The organism is Fimbriimonas sp. LA-C6, from assembly GCF_055398105.1.
Window position 1 is genome coordinate 2,271,164 of record NZ_AP038796.1, and the last position, 18,752, is coordinate 2,289,915.

The 18,752-nt window shown below is 52.0% G+C and carries 21 protein-coding genes; 9 read left to right on the top strand and 12 right to left on the bottom strand.

Translation table 11 applies throughout. The features are described from left to right. Positions 1-37 precede the first annotated feature (37 nt). From ACZ51B_RS10545 to bet, 9 genes are all read right to left on the bottom strand, one after another. On the bottom strand, positions 38-1,072 hold the full coding sequence (locus ACZ51B_RS10545) for a hypothetical protein (protein WP_464293283.1): 1,035 nt from the start codon (positions 1,070-1,072) through the stop codon (positions 38-40). A gap of 12 nt (positions 1,073-1,084) precedes the next feature. Next, on the bottom strand, positions 1,085-1,645 hold the full coding sequence (locus ACZ51B_RS10550) for a hypothetical protein (protein ID WP_464293284.1): 561 nt from the start codon (positions 1,643-1,645) through the stop codon (positions 1,085-1,087). Then, a complete protein-coding gene (locus tag ACZ51B_RS10555; protein ID WP_464293285.1) occupies positions 1,642-2,574 on the bottom strand; it encodes a hypothetical protein in 933 nt (310 codons plus the stop codon). Before ACZ51B_RS10555 ends, ACZ51B_RS10550 begins: the two co-directional genes overlap by 4 nt. 3 nt (positions 2,575-2,577) lie before the next feature. Further along, positions 2,578-2,868, bottom strand: coding sequence for a hypothetical protein (locus ACZ51B_RS10560; RefSeq protein ID WP_464293286.1), 291 nt, complete (start codon positions 2,866-2,868; stop codon positions 2,578-2,580). 551 nt (positions 2,869-3,419) lie between these two features. After that, positions 3,420-3,800, bottom strand: a complete 381-nt coding sequence (locus ACZ51B_RS10565; RefSeq protein ID WP_464293287.1) for a hypothetical protein — start codon at positions 3,798-3,800, stop codon at positions 3,420-3,422. After that, positions 3,800-4,063: a hypothetical protein gene (locus tag ACZ51B_RS10570; protein WP_464293288.1), complete on the bottom strand. Its 264-nt coding sequence runs from the start codon at positions 4,061-4,063 to the stop codon at positions 3,800-3,802. The genes ACZ51B_RS10565 and ACZ51B_RS10570 overlap by 1 nt, the downstream gene beginning before the upstream one ends. After that, positions 4,060-5,877 (bottom strand): DEAD/DEAH box helicase, encoded by a 1,818-nt coding sequence (locus ACZ51B_RS10575; protein WP_464293289.1) that lies wholly within the window; start codon positions 5,875-5,877, stop codon positions 4,060-4,062. Before ACZ51B_RS10575 ends, ACZ51B_RS10570 begins: the two co-directional genes overlap by 4 nt. Next, entirely contained in the window at positions 5,874-6,323 is a 450-nt protein-coding gene (locus ACZ51B_RS10580) for a RusA family crossover junction endodeoxyribonuclease (RefSeq protein WP_464293290.1), read from the bottom strand. The genes ACZ51B_RS10575 and ACZ51B_RS10580 overlap by 4 nt, the downstream gene beginning before the upstream one ends. Continuing rightward, complete coding sequence (gene bet / locus ACZ51B_RS10585) at positions 6,313-7,566, bottom strand: phage recombination protein Bet (protein WP_464293291.1); 1,254 nt, start codon at positions 7,564-7,566, stop codon at positions 6,313-6,315. The genes ACZ51B_RS10580 and bet overlap by 11 nt, the downstream gene beginning before the upstream one ends. A 124-nt stretch (positions 7,567-7,690) precedes the next feature. On the opposite strand from bet, the gene ACZ51B_RS10590 reads away from it, so the two are divergent. The 8 genes from ACZ51B_RS10590 to ACZ51B_RS10625 all read left to right on the top strand — a co-directional run bounded on the left by ACZ51B_RS10590 (position 7,691) and on the right by ACZ51B_RS10625 (position 14,001). Continuing rightward, positions 7,691-8,422: a hypothetical protein gene (locus ACZ51B_RS10590; protein ID WP_464293292.1), complete on the top strand. Its 732-nt coding sequence runs from the start codon at positions 7,691-7,693 to the stop codon at positions 8,420-8,422. Positions 8,423-8,512: 90 nt separating this feature from the next. Then, on the top strand, positions 8,513-8,818 hold the full coding sequence (locus ACZ51B_RS10595; RefSeq protein WP_464293293.1) for a hypothetical protein: 306 nt from the start codon (positions 8,513-8,515) through the stop codon (positions 8,816-8,818). Next, positions 8,818-9,483, top strand: coding sequence for a hypothetical protein (locus ACZ51B_RS10600; RefSeq protein ID WP_464293294.1), 666 nt, complete (start codon positions 8,818-8,820; stop codon positions 9,481-9,483). The genes ACZ51B_RS10595 and ACZ51B_RS10600 overlap by 1 nt, the downstream gene beginning before the upstream one ends. Further along, complete coding sequence (locus ACZ51B_RS10605; protein WP_464293295.1) at positions 9,480-9,725, top strand: hypothetical protein; 246 nt, start codon at positions 9,480-9,482, stop codon at positions 9,723-9,725. Before ACZ51B_RS10600 ends, ACZ51B_RS10605 begins: the two co-directional genes overlap by 4 nt. After that, a complete protein-coding gene (locus tag ACZ51B_RS10610) occupies positions 9,722-10,024 on the top strand; it encodes a hypothetical protein (RefSeq protein ID WP_464293296.1) in 303 nt (100 codons plus the stop codon). Before ACZ51B_RS10605 ends, ACZ51B_RS10610 begins: the two co-directional genes overlap by 4 nt. Positions 10,025-10,038: 14 nt before the next feature. After that, positions 10,039-10,584, top strand: a complete 546-nt coding sequence (locus ACZ51B_RS10615; RefSeq protein WP_464293297.1) for a hypothetical protein — start codon at positions 10,039-10,041, stop codon at positions 10,582-10,584. Positions 10,585-11,160: 576 nt separating this feature from the next. Next, a complete protein-coding gene (locus ACZ51B_RS10620; protein WP_464293298.1) occupies positions 11,161-12,378 on the top strand; it encodes a tyrosine-type recombinase/integrase in 1,218 nt (405 codons plus the stop codon). A 189-nt stretch (positions 12,379-12,567) separates the two neighbouring features. Beyond that, positions 12,568-14,001 carry a flagellin N-terminal helical domain-containing protein gene (locus ACZ51B_RS10625; protein WP_464293299.1) on the top strand — a complete coding sequence of 478 codons (1,434 nt, stop codon included), beginning with the start codon at positions 12,568-12,570 and terminating at the stop codon, positions 13,999-14,001. A gap of 115 nt (positions 14,002-14,116) precedes the next feature. Here the strand turns inward: ACZ51B_RS10625 and ACZ51B_RS10630 are convergent, their stop codons facing one another. After that, positions 14,117-14,974, bottom strand: coding sequence for a sigma-70 family RNA polymerase sigma factor (locus tag ACZ51B_RS10630; RefSeq protein WP_464293300.1), 858 nt, complete (start codon positions 14,972-14,974; stop codon positions 14,117-14,119). Positions 14,975-15,362: 388 nt separating this feature from the next. On the opposite strand from ACZ51B_RS10630, the gene ACZ51B_RS10635 reads away from it, so the two are divergent. Beyond that, on the top strand, positions 15,363-16,292 hold the full coding sequence (locus tag ACZ51B_RS10635; protein WP_464293301.1) for a stage II sporulation protein M: 930 nt from the start codon (positions 15,363-15,365) through the stop codon (positions 16,290-16,292). Here ACZ51B_RS10635 and ACZ51B_RS10640 read toward each other — a convergent pair. Further along, positions 16,289-17,668: a lysostaphin resistance A-like protein gene (locus ACZ51B_RS10640; protein WP_464293302.1), complete on the bottom strand. Its 1,380-nt coding sequence runs from the start codon at positions 17,666-17,668 to the stop codon at positions 16,289-16,291. The two genes, ACZ51B_RS10635 and ACZ51B_RS10640, sit on opposite strands and share 4 nt — an antisense overlap. A gap of 170 nt (positions 17,669-17,838) precedes the next feature. Then, entirely contained in the window at positions 17,839-18,444 is a 606-nt protein-coding gene (locus tag ACZ51B_RS10645; protein WP_464293303.1) for a pentapeptide repeat-containing protein, read from the bottom strand. Positions 18,445-18,752 lie beyond the last annotated feature (308 nt).

Here is an 18,752-nt window from a genome sequence, read left to right on the forward strand (position 1 = left end):
TATCCAGAACCCGCCCACCGATTCACAATCGACTAACTCAATCGCCGATCTGCACATTAACGGCTGCAAAGCCATCTTCTCTCAGCTTGCTGATCAATTTGGAGAGAACGCCGCTAAATGCGGCCTCTGTTCCAACCCGGATCGTCGCCACTGACTTTGACGTACTCACGGCAGGAGCAATGTCTATTCCGTGCAGAAGCTTGAATGCCTCCGCGAAGGGCGATCCAAGATCATAGATTTCTTTCACCGGAGGGAAGCTTAGGAGGTCATTCGCTAATTGAGGGTTCTCGCTAGCGCAACAGTGCACGTAGGCCGCCAAGGCAGGCACCGTGTAAGAGTCCTGGAAGCGAAGCACGAAGCAATGATCAACGCGCTCCCCGTTTGGTTTCGTAACAACGTATTTCTCGTACAAACCACGCTGAGAATCTGGTGCGGCCGCTGTGTCTACAGCCTCGGTTTCGTTGCAGTAGCACTGGTCAACAGACTCATCCTTCACGGGCGGGGTCTGTAGCTTTGTTGCGTATCCCGGCTCTTCGATGATTCTCTCAATTGTTGATTTTAATGTTGATTTTAAGACGACTTCAGGATTCCGAGCCAATTCCAGCAGCGAATGCAGTTTATTTTGAGCGGCCTCGTAAGCCATTCGTAGCCTCATGACCTCGACCATTGGGGGAGTCCAAGACTCGTGAGGCTCATTCCATCCCGGAGCGCCGTAGGCAATTGAGTAGCACCCACTATGTGCCCAAGCGTAATCAGTTGTGTCTTTAGGTTCAGCTACCTGGACACAGGCACCTTTACAGTGATCTTCGGAGTCGCATCCTTGAATGCAGACCTGTTCAGATTTGCTGTGAGTGCTATGCTCCTCGATTAGGTCGTGCAGCGGCAACCACCAATCGCGACGGTCCCCATCGTCTGCACCAGGTCGTGTTTTCACGTGAAGCATCCCTTCGATCAGTCGAATGTCACCATCGGCTGCGCTGCTACCTGAGTCAGGGATCTGACGCCATCCATATCCATCGTTAACCTTTTCGTACGTGTTGTTTAATCTAACTAGCTTTCGCTGTGTTTGCATGACTGTAATCTCCTAGCGCTTTCCGCGCTGTTTTTCTGAGGACAACTCCTCAAATCGTTTCTTAATCGCGGCCAGCTTCTCAGGGTCTAGGTTGGAATCCCTGCGCATAAGCTGTGTCCGCTCTCTCATAGCCGCATCGGCTTGCTCGTCTAGCTCAGCCAACTTCGCGCGGATCTGCTCACGAGTAGGCTCGGTATGCCCAAAGTGACGCATACACCACTCGTTAGAACGCTGTTCCTGCTCTTGGCGTGCATCCTCAGCCACCTGCTCAAGAATCGCTTCAGACACCGAGGATCGACGGGAAGCCTTCACAGCAGCCATGAACACTCCAGGTGTCGGAGGGTTCGGGTCGGCATCAAGAAGGAACTCCCCGACCATGGCGCGAAACTCTTCCAGAGTGCAGCTGATAGCACCCATTGCGAGGATCCAGGCCGAGGCCGTGTAGTCGTCTACCTGCCTGTTGAAGCCCTTCCCAGCAAACAAAGTGCGAAGCAGGTCGATCACCTTCCCCGCATCCCGCTTCAACTGGTCTCGCTTCGCCAATTCGGAGGCCGTGGCCTTTTCCAGCATCATCCACCACCCATCAGGCTCGAAAGCCGGTTAAGAGCAGCGTCAGCCGCCTCCATCGTATCAACGCGGTTGGGAGCTACTGGCTTAGTAACCGAAGGTTGCCGAGGCACCCACTTAACGCCATGGTGCATCTGATTCGCAATCGGCGCGTTGTTCTCCCACAACGTTTTCCAGTCGATGCCCATACCCCGATGCTGGCAAGCGAAGATGTACAACTTCGAGATGAAGTCCACCAGGCTTTCATACATCGGGCCATCCTGGGTAACCATCGTGTCCCAACGACTCTCATACTTATCCATGAGCTGCCGAAGGTGCGACGTTGGGGCAAGGTGCCGAGTGACCTCGGAACGCGTGGGAGGCCCGGTCTCCATCGCCTCTCCAACCCGAATTAGAATCTGCTCGATGGAACGATACGGCTCAGTCGGCTCCGTTTTGGGCGATTCTTCGCCCGAACCGATAGGTTCGGAACTATCGAGATTAGATTTATCTAATCTCTTCTTATTCTTATTCTGGTTCCTGTTGGTTCCACTTGGTAACCGGTTGGTACCAGTTGGTTCCTGTTGGTTCCGGTTCGCCTCACGCTTAGACTCACGCTCCGCCGTTATCTGCCTGTTGTGCTCTACTTTGCTCTGGTATCGAGCGATCTGCTCTTCGCGCTTAGCCGCAAACGCCGGATCGGCATAACCGCCTTCCGTAGCCCTAAACACCTTGGAGAGCGTTTCAGACCACGCGTCCGCAAAATCGTCCCACGTAAGGCACAGGAACCCCGCAATAGCCCGTAGGTCGTCAGGCAGAAGCCCATCACGCCACTGGATGCCCCGCAAGGTCATCACGTGCCCGAGATGAGCAGGGTTGAGGATCCGTGCCATAGTAGCCCACTCAGCCACATCATGAGGGAACCAATCCAACGGGTCTCTCTTAGGCCGTGGCATTGGTCACCCGTTCTCCTTACCCTTGACAGACGCCAGGTCAACTTCGTCCGCAAACCGAAGCAACTCCCATGCTGGCACCATCCAAATTTCCGAACCTTTTCCGTTGTCTCCAAACTTGGTCCAGCCCTTAGTAGCTCCACGCTTGAGAAGCTTCAGGACCTCAACAGGAACCTCGATCACACACTGAAAACCAACATGTGGATTAGCATTCGGAACGCCATCCTCAAGGATCAACTTCAAGGCATCAAACACGATCCACCGAAGGTTAGTTGCAAACGGATTATTTTCCGGCATTGAATCCCTCCCTGTATCGCAACCCATCAGGATCCAATAGCCCAAGGAGTTCCGATAGGAACGAACTCGGAAGGTGACTTGAAAAGCAGTAGACGAAAGCCTTTTTGCTGTACCTGTGCCTGCATCTCTCAAGGTGCTGCTGTGCTTTCTCGCGTGATAACCAGAAACCATCAGAAATCATTACGCAATTGCCGAAATTACTGTTCTGAGCTATCGCCCAGAAGGGATTACTGGTACCGTCTGTGCTTTTCGGATACGCCTCAAAAACCAACTCGCGAATCCGTTGTAAAGTCTCAGCGTCGGTCATTTCTTCGCCCTTAGACCTAGTGCCTTTTTACCGGCGTCAGTTACGTAGAACCACACACTAGTGTCGGTAGGTCGTGCTTCCATTTCGCACATCAAGCCCATATCTACGAGGGATCTACAATCCGGAATGTCAGAAGGACCAGCGCAATAACGGTTGCGCCACCCAGCTTTTATTTTCATCTTGCGGGCATACGGGACACCCAGCGCGTGTGACATGATGTCCCGTTGCCGTTCTGATGGCATGTTCACTTCCCGTACATCGCCCATGCGAATTGCACTCCTACAAAGCCATAACAAGTCCCGTTGACATGCCCCCAACTGTCTGTAAAGACCCGGAACCCTGGAGAATTGTCGCCATCGTGATCCGGCTGCGCAGGTCTGTCGCAAGTGCTCAGCCATCCTTTGATGAACTCGTATCCCTTGTCAGCTGTATCAAGCGGATATGGCAATTTGATTGCATTGGGTTCTTCCTCCCAGAAGAGGATTAATGTTTGTCGCCCATCAATCTCACAGGTGTTGTAATATTTCGCCCTGTGATAAGAGTTAAAATCGCGCCAAGCTATCCCAATGATCGCCATAAGGTCTTGTTCGCTGTCGCCGATAAGTTCGAATGTTTTATTGTCCATTACTTTAACCCCTCTAGAAATTCGACTACCTCACTCTTGGTAGCTTTCTGTTCAAAAACCATCACGCATGTCCCCAGTGCATTCCGAAGCCTTTCCGTGTAGTTCGCGCAGTTGTGCAACGAGCCTAACCGCTTAGACCGGCTAACCTTCTTTTTGCTATGGTCCTCAATCACGGCATGACCGATACAGAACGTGGGGTAGCTCCAGCGCTCCCGAACTTGCTCGATGACGTACGCGTGTATTGCCCGATCCTTTGCGTTCATCGCCCACCTCTCTGGTTATTGATGAGGCGTGAAATCATGCCGTTTGCCTTGCCTCGGTCTAACTGTTTAATCACCGATTCATCAACCCCATACCGAAGCAAAATAGACCTCTGCTTATCGGTTATCTCACCTTTGCGCCAATGGGCGTTCTTATGAGCAAACTGGTACGCGCCCGAGAACATCTGTCGGATAACAACTTCGGATTGCTCGAAGGCTTCGCGTACTTCCTTCGCATCAATAGGAAAGAGCATGGTGTTCTCGCCTACGCTTAGTTCCAAGTGCCACTTGCCGAGCATGTCCATATGCAAGTCGGCTACTCGCTGTTTCCTTTCACCCGAAGGCCCGCAATCACATGAGTAGTGGAACTCCTTAGTCTTGAGCCACACCAGCGCCGCGTACTTGGCTTCCTCGGGTCGCTCAAGCTCTGCTAGCATGTCGATCTGAGTCAGCACATGAGATAGGCCGCTGAGTTTAACGGGCCTCTTCCAAGCCCCTTGCTGGACTTCAGGCGGTAGGTCCTCGAAGAGCTCAATCGCCTCAGTGATCGAAGCGCCTTCCATGTCGAGGGTTGAAGGAAGCCCCACAAGTCCAGCGATAGAAGGTACGCCGCCATCCTCTGGCGTACCGCCAAGTGTGTGCGTAGCCGTGTTGTCTACGATGTCGATGACGATACAGTCAGGCTTCGCAGACTCTTCCACCGCCAATCGCCGGAAGAGGTCTTCGCTGATACCGTTGTCAACTACTCCAGGCAAGACACGCAAGCCCCGCCCGACCATCTGAGTAAACAACGACCAAGAGAGCGTGGGACGAAGCAAGACAACACAGGCAACCTCGGGAACGTCGAACCCTTCGGTAGCTATCTGGCAGTTGGTCAGGACCGTAAGCTTTCCATTCCGGAAGTCGCTAACAATCTTCTCGCGGGCCTCTTTCTTGAGTTCGCCATGAATCGCCGCCGCTGGGACACCCTGAGAGTTGAACAGGTCGGCAATGGCGTTGGCGTGTGAGATGCCAGTGCAGAAAACAATCGTCCGCCGCCCAGCGGCCTTTTCCTGCCAAGAGTTAAACGCCAGCTCATTGATAGGCTCGGTATTGATTGCCTCTTCTAGCTGGTCCTGATTGAAATCCCCCGCGGTTTTCTTGACGTTGTCGAGGTTGAGATTGGCACCGACACGGAACCCAACCAAGTTGCAGAGCCAACCCTGGGTGATCGCCTCCTTCAAGGTCATCTCGTAGGTGACCTCTTCAAAGATGCTGCGATCAGTTCCGTACAACGACTGATTGTCCAGACGGTGGGCAGTAGCCGTCACACCGAGCAGGTAGGACCCTGAATCTGGGGTGTAGCATCCAAAGCGGTTGAACACGTTCTGATAGGTCCGTGCCGCTCCGTGGTGCGCTTCGTCGCAGATCGTCAGCTTAGGACAAAGCCAGTCGAGTGCATCGCTGCCAGGACGTCCAAGAGTCTGCACGGATCCAACCACAATCGACACAGATCGGTCGGACACCTTACTATCTCCGTTGTGGATCTGACACCGCATCCCAGGGACCTGAGTCGAGATCCGCCGTTGTGCCTGGTCAAGCAACTCATAGTTGTGAGCCAGCACCAATCCCGTGAAGCTTGGGTCATCCTCAGAGAGAGCGTGAAGCAGAGCAGAGAAAACCGTCGTCTTTCCGCACCCCGTAGGTAGCACTACGAGTTGACGCTGTATCCCTTTGTCCATCGCCGCCATCACGGCTTCGAGGGCTTCTTGCTGATATTTGCGAAGGGTGATCGGAACGAACTCCGGCTTCGGCTCGAATTCTTCGAACAGCGTCATTCGTTAGGCTCCCTAAGTTGTGCAGTTTCCTCAAGCGCGATTCGAATACCAGGCCCATTCGGGGACTGACTGTTAATCGTGACTTCCGCGATCTTGAAGCGGGCTTGCCTGTCATCCAGAATCACACCACTTCCGCGCAGAGCGTCGATGGCGTACTTTATGGAAGCCAAGGCGTTGTCTACATCCCGAGGCCTGTAGAGACCATCTTTGACCTTCCGTTTCCCAGAAGTTCCGACCACGGTTGAAGCCCGAGTCATGAACGTGATGGATGCCGTTGCCTGGATGAACGGAATGGGCGAGACCTGCGAAAGCTGCTTGTCAATCTCAGCCATGCAATGCGACTTGTAGCGGTTCTTTACGGCTATCTTGTGATTCAGCCGAGGGTTACGATTGGGACTTAGCTCAACCGGAGGAAGCGGAAGAATCAGGACCAGGCTAGCTGCCATTAGTCAACACCTCGGAAATTTTCTCCATCTGGAAGGTGACGGGAACTTCTTGCAGACCCGTGTAGACCTGCAAAGCAAACTGATACAGTAGTTCGTAGTCCAGGTCTGTAAGATCGGTGACCCTGCCAATTCGCCGGTGAAGGATCTTCAGATAGGCTTGTCGGCACGCGTTGGGATTCTCCGTGAATACAGGCCATCCAAGCATTTCACTGAATGCCTCGAAGTCCTTCTTTCGGTCGCCTGAGTTTGGGTACTCCTTGAGACCACCTTCATACGGATCGCAAACGGCCTCAGAGTCCACAGCATCAGAGAGGGCGTTGTTGCAAAGCTGCTGTGCTGCCTCTAAGCAGGCCTTAAGCTGGTCGTCCGTTGAGTAGCGCAGGAACTCGATTCCCACCAGAGCGGATGCCATGGATGGCTCTTCGCTCACGTCCCCGATCTCGCTGGCAATAGCCTTCAGGATCCACTCATCTAAGCTCCGGTCACCCGTAACTTTGGATAGGCCGTAGTTTAGAGATGCCACCATCTTCTCAGTTGGAGGCTTTTGGAACGAGGTGTCTTGGGGCCATTTGCTTGGCACGAACCCAAAAGCGTTACCCTCTTCATCAGGCACATCAGAGTCATCAACTGGAATGTCTCGATACTCTGCAATCACCGAGTCCCCGAGGCCTGCTTGGTCCATCTCGGTATCGGTATAGATTCCAGATAGATCTTCAGGGAATGCTTTGCGGATCGCCAAGGCCTCAGCGCACTTGGCAAGCATAGTGCGTGGCATCTTTCGCCACATCTGACCACTGCTCCCCTTCGGGTAGTACTCATCCCAGTAAGCGGTAGCCACAAACGGGCACCTAACGCCCGACACCATCTTGTAAACGGTCACAGTCGCGCTAGTCGGTCTCTCGAAGTGCTCCAACCACGTTGAGCCGTTCTTTCCGCTCATGGTTTCAGAGATCTTCTCGATACCGTCGAACTTCGTATCGTCGATCCCTGCGCATCCGTTTCGTTGAGCGACTGCCCTGAAGCCATCGATCCCCGTTTGTATGCAGAGCTTTCCAGCCCGCATGATCGCGTAAATCTGCCTTGCAAGTGGGTTTAGGTTTAGACGCTTCGCAGTGTGCAGGAATAGTTCAAACTCCAGTTCAGGCACGTCAGGAGCAATAAGCTTCCTTACTAGTTTTATGCCTTCATCCGAGTCCCATCTAGCCAAAACTGTAGAGCCATCGTCTTGATGCTCTTTACTCATCCGTGTCACCTCAGCGCCATAAATGACGCGATTACTTCGGATGGTAGCACACAATGCCTAGATTTACTACGAGTTTTTAAGATCGCGTCATTATTTTGAACGTCAACCGTGAAACAATGGGTTCATGGAATACAAAGTACTTACTCAGAGAGTCAGGTCTGTAATCGAGACTTCCGGTTACAGCAACACTGACATAGCGGACTGGTTTACCAAACGAGGCATTAGGGACAAGGGCGGCAGAGGTGGCAGTAAAGCTGTCTCGCCAAGCACAGTTGCGAACTATCGCCAAGGCAAAGCCGATCCACCCCAATGGTTCCTTCGAGGCCTAGCAGAAATGCTAGGATTACCAACCGAGTGGTACGAAATGCAACCTGAGACGTTTGCAATTGTTACTCTTAAAAAGCCGGTAATAAATCAAAGCGAAAGGATTCGCTTAAAACTTGTCGGTTCATTAGGTACGTCTAGGAGTGAGAGTGGCATGAACACACCTGTTATTTCGGTTCCAGAAGTCATCGGCATTTCAGCGGCACGGCACGTAGCCCTGTTTTGCCAAACAGACGACGCATATCCGTTCGTTCGGCGCGGAGATCTACTGATAATTGACCCTGCGGAGAAGACTCCGACTATTGGGCGCTGCGCAGTCGTGAATACGGAAACATCATCTAGCTTGCGGCAGTGCACCTTCGTAAATGGGAAAACAGTTTGGAGAGCAGTTCGAGAACTACAGCCAGATATCTCAGTAGATAATGCCGAGGTCGCTGGTCGCCTGATAGCGATTATCTACGATTATCAGGAGGAAGACCCGCATCTTTCAATCCTGATGGACACTCGTGGAATAAAGTTCGAGAATTTTTGATTTTATAAAATAGTGCAAATTACTTAGAATTACCGCGCAATTGCGTCATTCCTGGTAATTCTGTGTTACTCTTCTTTCGAGGTAACACAGATGAGCTACCAAAGCATTCAAAAGAAAGCCATCACAAAGGCCACGAACAGCCTGTTTATTGACGCGTTCGACGGCTTTTGGTCGGAAAAAACACGACAGCGCTTAGATGCGCTAACGTTCAACGAGCGTCGACTAGTCTTTATCAGGGTCGGGATTAAGTTCGCCTTTCAAATTGCTTGCCTCTCCTTCGAGGAAGCGTTCACGACCCTTTCCAATCACAGCAAGGTTGCGGCCAGAATTGCCGCCGTGATCATTCTTGGCATCGCTATCGTCGAGATGATTTGGGTTTTCGGAGGCTTCCGCTAATGCCCCGAGTCTTCAACGTCGACGCAAAAGCAATCGTGGATTCTGAAACCGGCGAGGTTATCCAGGACATCAAGGATTTGTCCGAAGTCACCGATGCAGCCTCTGCGCAGGCTGCTATGTTCAGACTCTTCCGCCTGGACTCAGCTGCACGGCAGATTAAGGCCTACCTAAAGGAAACCAAAGAGGACGCGAAGTCCAATCTTGAAAGTATCGCTCAAAAACGAGAGCGGTATTTGCAGATGTATGCGGATGGACTAAAGAAGCATGCCGAGCAGAACGTTAAGGGTGTCAAGAAATGGAAGTCCATGTGGGGCAACGTTTCTTGGAAAGCCACTCAGGCACTAGGCTCTATCAAGGAAGACTTCGATAGTCGGTTCGCTGCTCTCTTCTGGATGGCAGGCATGGAGAAGGATTCCGTAATCCTGTCTGTTGACCTTTCAAAGCTATCTGAAGAGTCCGCGTGGAAAATCATGGACGTCCTCACAGCGGAACCGGGCTGCCATGACTCTCTTGTTTGTGGCTCCACGGTCAGCAAAGAAGCCCTCAATAAGCTAGCCCAAAACGTCTTGGCGGGCACTGATGGTGTTCCAGAACATGAGATGCTGCCTTGGCTTGTCATCAAGGAGGCCTCCACGTCCTGGACTATCGGAGATGAGCCTAAGTGAGTGACGCCAAATTATCACTAGATGAGCTTAAGAAGCGCCCCCACGTAAGCATCGAGGGGGCTTGCCGCATCGTACACCTAGGCCGCAATTCAGTCATGGCCCTATGCAAGGAAGGATGGGTCGCATCGTTCATCCCTCCCAACTCGACTGCCACCAGAAGAACCCAGCGCCGCATAGTCACTAAGTCGTTGCTGGCTTGGATGGATGAGCCAAACAAGAAACACGGAGAACCACTGAAATGAAACAGTTAGGAACGCTTTCTGGAGGGTGCGCCCTCATCTACCATATGCTTTACGCGTACTCTTGCGAGAGTGGGCTAGATCGGTTCGCCTTAGATGAGAATAAGCCCATCTGGGACAGGATTGTGTCTAGCGTGGGCGCGATCTTTCCAGGCGAAGACACCGACACCTTAGAGGACATCTTTTTCCAATCTCTCTATGTAATCGCGGACGAGGGATTCCTAGCCCTGGACCTCTCGCTTGACGGCAGTGTGATCGTAGAGTTCCATGAAAGCATTTACGGGCAGAGGTTAGCCAGTTGAAACCAAAGCGCCACATGAGCGGCATCCGTCGCAAGCAGCAAGCCCCACAGGAAGAGATGCTGAAAAAGACCCTGACGGTTAGGGTCTCAGATAGTGACCTTGAACTAATCAAGCAGCTTTGCGAGAAGCGTCAATCAAAGATCACACAGCTAATCCGGGAAGGTCTCGCGATTATTATGCGAGCAGAAGGAATTATCCCGGAACCAAAGACCTTTCATGAAGAATGTCCGGAGCTGGCTGGAACCAAGTTCTTTCCGTGGTCAGATGGAAAGCGCGGCCCTAAGAAGGAATCCGACCTCATACTATTCGCGTCGGATCCTTTTGACGATGACACCCCATCGTGGGCACAGGTGTTCTACCACTACGAGCATAGCCGACACCTCTCAGTTGAAGAGATCGGGAAATTGTACGGCAACGGCATCTCATCCCAGTCTATTGTTCGTCACTGGAAGCGGTACGACCGTTGGCGCTATGGCTTTCCCGTCGATGCCAAGCTACAACCTTTCCTCCACTACACCCTTGTAGATCAGCCACGACCAAGGAAGGGGCGAAAGAAATGAGAAGCGAAGAAGCCTTAGTGTGGATCTTTATCGCAGTGGTTATCGCCGTGGTCGCTGAGGCCAAGAACAGGAGGCCCCGACCATGAGAAATTCAATCCCATCACTAGAAAACTTGCCGAATCCTCTCCCTCCTAAATTCAAAGTAGAAACTCTCCCAGACATGGACACGATTTGGCAGGCTCATGAAACCATTAGGAGAGCGGAGCTGGTTCTATATCAAGAATTCTACATACGTGGATACACGCATCCAGGGAATCCAAAGTTAAAGCTCACATGTGGCCCCATTAACTTTACGTGCGAAATCGAAGGCGTTCCAGCCTTTTCTGACAAAACCATAGAGGGCCTCATTGAAAAATTTGAGATGCTCCTAGAAGCCTCAAAGTCAGGAAGGTTGAAGCAAAGCTGGATGTCCTGCTGCATTCTAAGCGAACGGCGGAACTGCGTTTGCGTCTACTCGCAGACTTGCCCTATTCATGGTTCCAGGTGCGAGGGGTCGCACGACTGATCTCAAATTGATTAACACCTTCGTAAGAAATACGACCGTAGACTAAATCCGCCTACAAGGCGAGGAGTTATATGGCACGAAAGCCAAAGCAAAAACGCCCCCAACCAAAGGGGGCGGGAACTTTTTATACCCAACGAACGAAGTCGGGCATTCTCTATTACTGCTGGAAGATCCGCATTGCGGGTGTCCCCGTGGTGCGTAAATCGAGGTCTGAAGCTGCACTAATCGAAAAGGTGAGAGCTGTCAACTCAGACATCCACTTGACCGGCAAGCTAAAGCAAATCAGCAAGGTCCCTTCCCTTGAACAGAAGCTCAGTCGCTGGATGACGAACGTAGTGGATGTGAACCTGTCACCCAACACGGCCAAGTCGTACAGATCGCACATCAAGAATCACATCGTTCCTTCGATTGGTTCAGAACGCAGCGACCGCATAGGCTTGGAAGAGCTTCAAACCCTCGTAGCAGACATCAAGAGAAAGAGGAAAGGAGCAGGAGTCGTAACTACATGTGTCTCTATTGTCTGCACGTGCCTCGGCCTTAACCTTCAAGCCTTTGTATCAGAAGGTCTGATCATGCCCAAAAAGGGGCTAGCCCGAGATCGGATTTATGAGCAAGACGAGATTGATCGGATCATGAGAGAGATGTTCAAGCAAGACGAAGCCGGAGAGTTTGTCTATCCTGAACGCTTCCTCTTCACATTCATCCTGAATGTCGGCACTCGTATCAGTGAGGCTCTTGGCCTTCCGACCGTTAAATTGACTCTCAGGCAGGGCAAGGAGTCCGTAACGATAGATTCTCAGATCCTCTGGGAAAAGGGCGGTGTGTGGAGCATTGTGGGGACCAAAGGGCATAACCGTAGAGACATCGCCCTTAACAACGATGCAGTGTTCGCGGTGAAAAGCCAGCTAGCACTTACCGAGACATGGCGCGAGGCGTGCAAAGGGGGCTTCGAGGACACGGGGCTACTCTTTGTTTCTCCGACTGGTCTACCTTATCGACCTGGCTATGTCTGGAAACGGCTCCAGGAGATTCTAACGAACGCCGGGGTCGGCCATGGGACTATCCATGACATGCGCCGAACTCTCATCACTGCTCTCTCCGGCGCTGGGGTCAGCGATACACTCAACGCCCAGCTTGCAGGACATTCAAGCGAAGCAACGACAAAGAAGCATTATAGCCACGCGAAACGCATAGAACTCATGAGGCCGGGTCTCACCCAAGTCCAATTAACTTCCGTGAGTCACCACGATGGTCACCACGAGTCCGATTCCATGGCACTTTCAGGTTAGAAATGCCCTTTCCACACTTGATCCGTATTGTTGCCCTGAAAAATACTTGTGTTTTTGGAAAATCCAGGTAATTTTACTTGGGTTTGCTGTGTGATTTACCTGGAAAGAAACCTGTGAAAGATACTGTGGTGGTCGAAAGACGGGGAACGGACTCCCTGGATCACTGAAGCAGAATCACGGAGGATTAAAATGTCATTCAGAGTAAATACAAACGTCAACGCTATGAACGCAATGCGAAACTTGGACACGAATAGTTCCGAGTTTAGCAAGAGTATCACACGACTTTCGACTGGTCTTCGCATCAACTCCGCCGCAGACGATCCTGCCGGTTTGATCATCAGCGAAAAGTTCCGCGCTCAGATCTCTGGTCTCGGCCAGGCGATCACCAATAGCCAAGACGCCATCAACTACGCCAAGACCGCAGAAGGTGCTTTTGGCGAAGTTAACCAGCTTTTAGATGATGCACGAACACTCGCTGTCGCAAGTGCTAACTCAGCAACACTTTCCGCAGACAGCCTTGCTGCCAACCAGGCTCAGCTGAGCAGTATCGTGGCATCGATCACCCGCATTGCATCGACCACTCAGTATGGTACGAAGAAGTTGCTGGACGGTTCTTCTGGAACGACCAGTGCTGTTACAGCAGGTTCGGTGGTAAGCGCTCTTACCATCGGAGGTTCATTCGCTAACGTGGGTGTCACTGCTAACTCGACGGTTACGATCAACTCGCTGACTGCTGCCACACAGGCCGCAGTGACCAGCGCAAGCTTCGCATCTCTTACCACGGCAGTCACAAACTCGGGCTCGTTCACTCTTAACGGTGTAACGTTCAACGCTTCGACTTCCACGACTGCTGGCGACCTCATCAACTCGATCAACCAAGCGAGTGCACAGACGGGTGTTACAGCTAGCTTCAACGGTTCTTCGATCGACCTTAAGTCAAACTCTTACGGCACCAAGGGTGTTATCGACCTGGTGGACGCAAACGGTGTCATCCGAAGCGGTGGTTCTGGATCTTCCCACGCTGCTGGTACGGATGCGGTGGCTACGGTTGCTATCAACGGTTCAACGGCTCTCTTCACCGGCGGTATCTCCGGAAAGGACGGTCTGAACCTTACGGACGCCAATGGCAACACGATGACTCTAACCGCTGCTGGTAACGCAACAACTTCAGTTGCAGCCGCCATCGGCCAGGTTGTCGCAGGTTCGGCAACCTTCCAGATTGGTGGAAACGCCGGACAGACCGCTACGATGGCGCTTGGCAACTATGCCGCAACGCAGCTAGGAACCGGTATTGCAGCAGGTGTCAACCTCAGCAACCTGGACCTCACCACTCAGACGGGAGCTACCCAAGCTCTTCTCGTCATCGACAAGGCAATCGATCAGATCAGCACTGTTCGAGGCAACATCGGTAACTTCCAACGCAACGTTCTTGAGAGCAACGTCCGATCACTCGGCACTGCAAAAGAGAACATGACCGCGACAGAAAGCTCGATTCGAGACACAGACGTCGCCCAAGAAATGACCAAGTACTCGAAGTTGCAGATTCTGCAGCAGGCAGGTATGTCAGTCTTAGCACAAGCTAACTCGGCTCCTCAGGGAGTGCTCAGCCTTCTGAAGGGCTAAGCGCTCGAGAGCGCACCTCCGTAGGGTCCTGGTCCGCGTCGGGACCCTCAGCTTCCTTCTTACGAAGAGAGCAACGGAGCAAGGAAGACAGAAGAAGAGTTTTTTGGTTTTGGCTTTATTTGTTGAACATCTCGCGGAGACGCCGACGATGAGCCAAAGCGCGAAGTTTCTTAATCGCTTGAACTTCGATCTGACGAACCCTCTCTCGAGAGAGTTTCATCTCCTTCGCAATGTCTTCCTGAAGAGGAGCCTCATTTCCATCTAATCTAAACCGCAGACGCATCACGCGCTGCTCTCGATCGTTTAGTTCGGAAAGAATCCGTTGGAGTTCGACAACCAACTCCTGATCGAGAATCATACTCTCTGGATCTGAAGTGGCCGCGCTGTCCTTGATCAATCCACCGAGAGTCATCCCTCCGCTATCCCCGACGGTCATGTCGAGAGAAAGCAGATCTTGCGAAGACTGCATGAGGGTGATCAACTTCTTAGAACTGATTCCGATAGCCGAAGCGATTTGCTCTGGTGATGGATCGTAGCCTAGCTCTCTGGAAAGCCGAACCCGCTCTTTCTCTATTCGCCGAAGCGATTGCGAAACGTGAGCAGGAAGTCGAATGGCTTTCGATTTGTTATCGATTGCACGCCCGATTGCTTGTCTAATCCAGTGGGTTGCGTAGGTTGAGAATCGAAACCCCTTATCTGGATCGAAACGCTCGGCGGCTTGCATGAGACCGATGGCACCTTCTTGAATTAAATCTTCGAGTGGAATGGAGCGGTTGCGATAGGTCTTGGCAATGTTAATGACCAACCGCATGTTCGATTCGATCAGACGCTGCTTGGCAATTTTATCTCCGGCTTGCACAGCACGGGTCAACTCAATCTCTTCTTCAGGCGTAAGCAGTGCTGCCTGAGTTAAGCGACTGAGGTAGCTTGGAACCCCATCCTCGTAATCCGTCATATGCGGGTGTGCGCTCATCCCTTTAGGACCCCTTTCATGCTTTAAGGTGAACGGTTTTGAAAGAACCGTTGCGTCTCTGTACGCTACCCTTGCAGAGATTGTGCCATTGGATCAAAAACTGTGAAATTGTCGAATCATGATATCGACGTATTCCGTAGACGAAATGTTTCTTGGTGTACCAAAGGGACTACCAATATTTGGACCTTACCTCATTGATACGGCCGAGCTACAAGATGCGTTACAACAACCTCATCATCGTTGAAGGGTTGTAACAATACGACAACTGGGTGCAATTCCGCTACCGGTTCGATCACTTTTGTTTGCAATTCAACTCTATAATTCACAAGAGTCGAATATGAACGAGGAAGCATTTGTCCAAAGACGGGACCCTGACTGGAGGCTATTGATGGCACTCTGCGATCGAGCGGAGTCCTCACCCAGTAAATTAGACGCTGATGAACTGAGGCAGTTCGTGAAGCTCTACCGAAAGATTTCGACAGATTTGGCGCTTGCACGCACGCGTTCGACCAATCTTCAGCTGATCGACTTCCTCAACGATCTTGCGGGGCGGGCATACGGAATCCTTTACCGGCAGCCTCGTAAGCCGATTTTGGCCTCGTTGTTCCATGCAGTGGAGCTGAGCGCGCAAACGGTGCGGCGGCGCAAATGGTTCGTCATCGCCAGTTTTCTACTGTTCTTTGGCTCGGCTTTCGTGTCGTTTTTCATGATGCGTGGGATGCCTCGAATACATGATGTGATGATTCCTCCTGGCCAGGAGAAGCTGTTTGAATCGTGGAAGACGGGGGACTTCAAGGAGCGAACCAGTTCGGAATCGACCATGATGACTGGGTTTTATGCGTCTAATAACCCAAAGGTAGCGATTATTGCGGGAGCTATTGGCGCTGGGTCTTTCGGCACTTTATCCGTTTTCATGGTGATGCAAAACGGGGCGATTTTGGGTGTTTTGGCCTCGGAATTGGCTCCTCTGGGCAAAGTCGGGTTCCTTGTGCAGCAGGTTTCGCCTCATGGTGTGCCGGAGCTTTCCGGGATTATCATCTCGGGATCTGCGGGACTGCTACTCGGATTTTCTCTGATTAATCCAGGTCGTAGAACACGAGGTGAGTCTCTTAAAGCCGCTGGTAAGGACGCGATTGTTCTGCTTTCGACCTCTGTGGTGATGATGTTTATTGCCGCACCGATTGAAGGGTTTTTCTCTTTCAACCCTAATATTCCGGGTTGGTTCAAGCTGACGGTAGCGGGCATCAGCCTGACCATTTGGCTCCTGTTTTGGAGCCGGTTTGGGATGACCGAGCAGGAAAAGCTTGCTCGGTCTTAACGGGTTAGGAGAGCGACCAACATGAGCGTGCCGTTGTGCGCAGCGTGCATCATCATGGAAGGCACGAGCGATTTGGTGTATTGCATAGAGAGGCAGCTGAACATTGCCACCGAAGCAAGACCGAGCCATGCGCCTGCGTTCTGAGGGTGGATTGAGGCGAACACAAAGCTACTGATGAGGGCACCCCAAACGAGCTTGCCCGTGAGCTTGCTGAGGGCTGGAAACATGAGGCCTCGGAACATGAGTTCCTCCCAGAACGGAGCAACGACGACCGCAGCGAACAGCAAGCTAAAAATTGCAAGTGAGCTTGAGCTTGTTAGGATTTCTGTCTCGGCTGGATGGTTTGGTTCGGGGAGCCAGAAGAAGATCCGAGTTCCGATGATGCCAAGCAGCATGGTTACTGGAAACTCAAGGAAGAACACGAGGAACCCGATTCCTATATGGCGAAGGAGATTTTCGGAACTGACCCCGACGTTTCGGAGCGTGAGTTCTTTGCCGTTGATCTTCTGCTTCATGAGGAAGCCGATGGCTACAAATAGGCCTACACCTTCTAGGATCTGAGCCACCCGCCCTTCGATAGCCACACTCTTGGAGATGATGGCGATGAGCAAAGAAAGCACTACGAAGAGTCCGAAAATTTGTGCTGCCCGAACCGCAAACCGGTCGGCTTCTTGCATGCTTTGAGGGAAGCGTGGCAGACCGAGAGGATGGAGTTGTTTCGAGAAATAGAGACTCCCGACTGCTAGCCATGCAGCCCCAGATCCTGCCAGCACGACGAGTACAATGAGTCCCATTGCGAAGGTCTTTGCCAGTCGATTGGAGCCTTTGAAGGTTTTTTCTGCTGTGTCGACGCCCGCTTTCCGCATGGCGTGGACAGCAGCAAGCTTTCCGACAAACCCTAGCGACTTGACTTGACGCGACAGCTTCTCTGCTTCGGGCTTGGTGAGGGATTTCGCCGAGTAGATGTCGGCGACGGCTCTCTCTTCGGCTTTCTTGCTTGTTTTGAAACTCTTGAGATCATCCGCATTGAGCGGCTTGCCCATTTCGTAGAGCGTGACCACCTTCACCATTGCCGCAACTTGGTCTTTCGCGGCGTAGGGCTTCACTTTGTCGACAACCTTCTGCAGGTCTGTGTTGTATTTGGACGGGTCCTTGGTCTTTTTACTGCTAACTCCAGCGTCGCCACTGTCTAAGATGGAAGGCGAGTAGTGTCTCTGGATCAGTCGCTTGAGGGTGGCCTGTTCGTTGACGACTGAGGCTGTCTCTTCCCTGCCCGAGTCCGCTTGGGACATGAGTGCCGATACGAGAGAGAGTAGGAACAGAACTGTGAGGGCAAACCAGCCGAAGTAGTTCCTCGGGGAATTCTCCTCGAGCACAGGAGGGGCCTCGATCACCGATCACCTGAAACGTGAGGAAAGAGAGTGGGCGTGGAGTTAGGTGACATGGGTGTCCATCGGTTTTGCGGTGTCTTCAGATGAAGAGTGGACGGCGCACAAACCAGTAAGTAGTCTACGCCAAACCTTGGCATGGAGGGTGCGGCTTGAGCCTAAGTGACCTTGATTCCAAGGCAACGGGCGAGGAGCACGGCGTGTTCTATGTCCATGGAGCAGCCTTTGAGATCAAGACCTGCAAGATTGACGCCGGACATCTGAGCGCCGCGGAGGTCCGCTCCTCTTATTCGGGCCATGTCGAGGTTTGCCTCGGTGAGATTGGCGTCTCTGAAGTTTGCTTTTTCTAAGTTGGCCGAGTAAAAGTCTGCGCCATGGAGCTTCACTCCGTGGAAGTCGATCTTGGGAAGTTCTTGGAACCGAAGATTTACCCAGGACCAGTCTCCTCCTTCGATGGCGATCCCGCCAAGTTCTGCTCCGGAAAAGTCGGCACCCATCAGGCGGCAGTTTTTGAGCTTCGCTAAGAACAGGTTGGCGGTTTCGAACTTGCAGTTCACGAAGTCACAGTCTGAAAACTCCGATGCATTGAGAGACGCATTGGTGAAGTCGCATTCGTCGAAATGGCAATTGGAGACTTGGGCTTCTCGGAAGTCGGTGCCTTGAAAGCTGCATTTCTCGAACCGGCAGCGCGTCATTTCCTCTGCTGCGAAAGAGGTGATCTGAAACCGGTCGTTCGTGTAGGATTGATCCTTCCATTCACCCATTGATTGCACTTCCTAGGAGATTCGCGAAAAGTGGATTATATTTAGATTTAACACGATCTTGCGACATCATTGACCCAGATAAGTATACATTCGTCTATGTGTCGTGAGAGCCGGTAAATGACTACCCTCAGGTTCAAAATTGTTCACTAGATTGTCTAGTTTTTCAGCACATACTGAAAATTGTGGCTAAAAGAACGAATACTGCTTTGTCATTTCAAAAAGTTCCGTGTTATGATTCTTTCGTTGATTAGTTGATGCCACTTCCTACCTATCGGCCCGCAACTTGACGGGCCGCGGGTGGATACCTC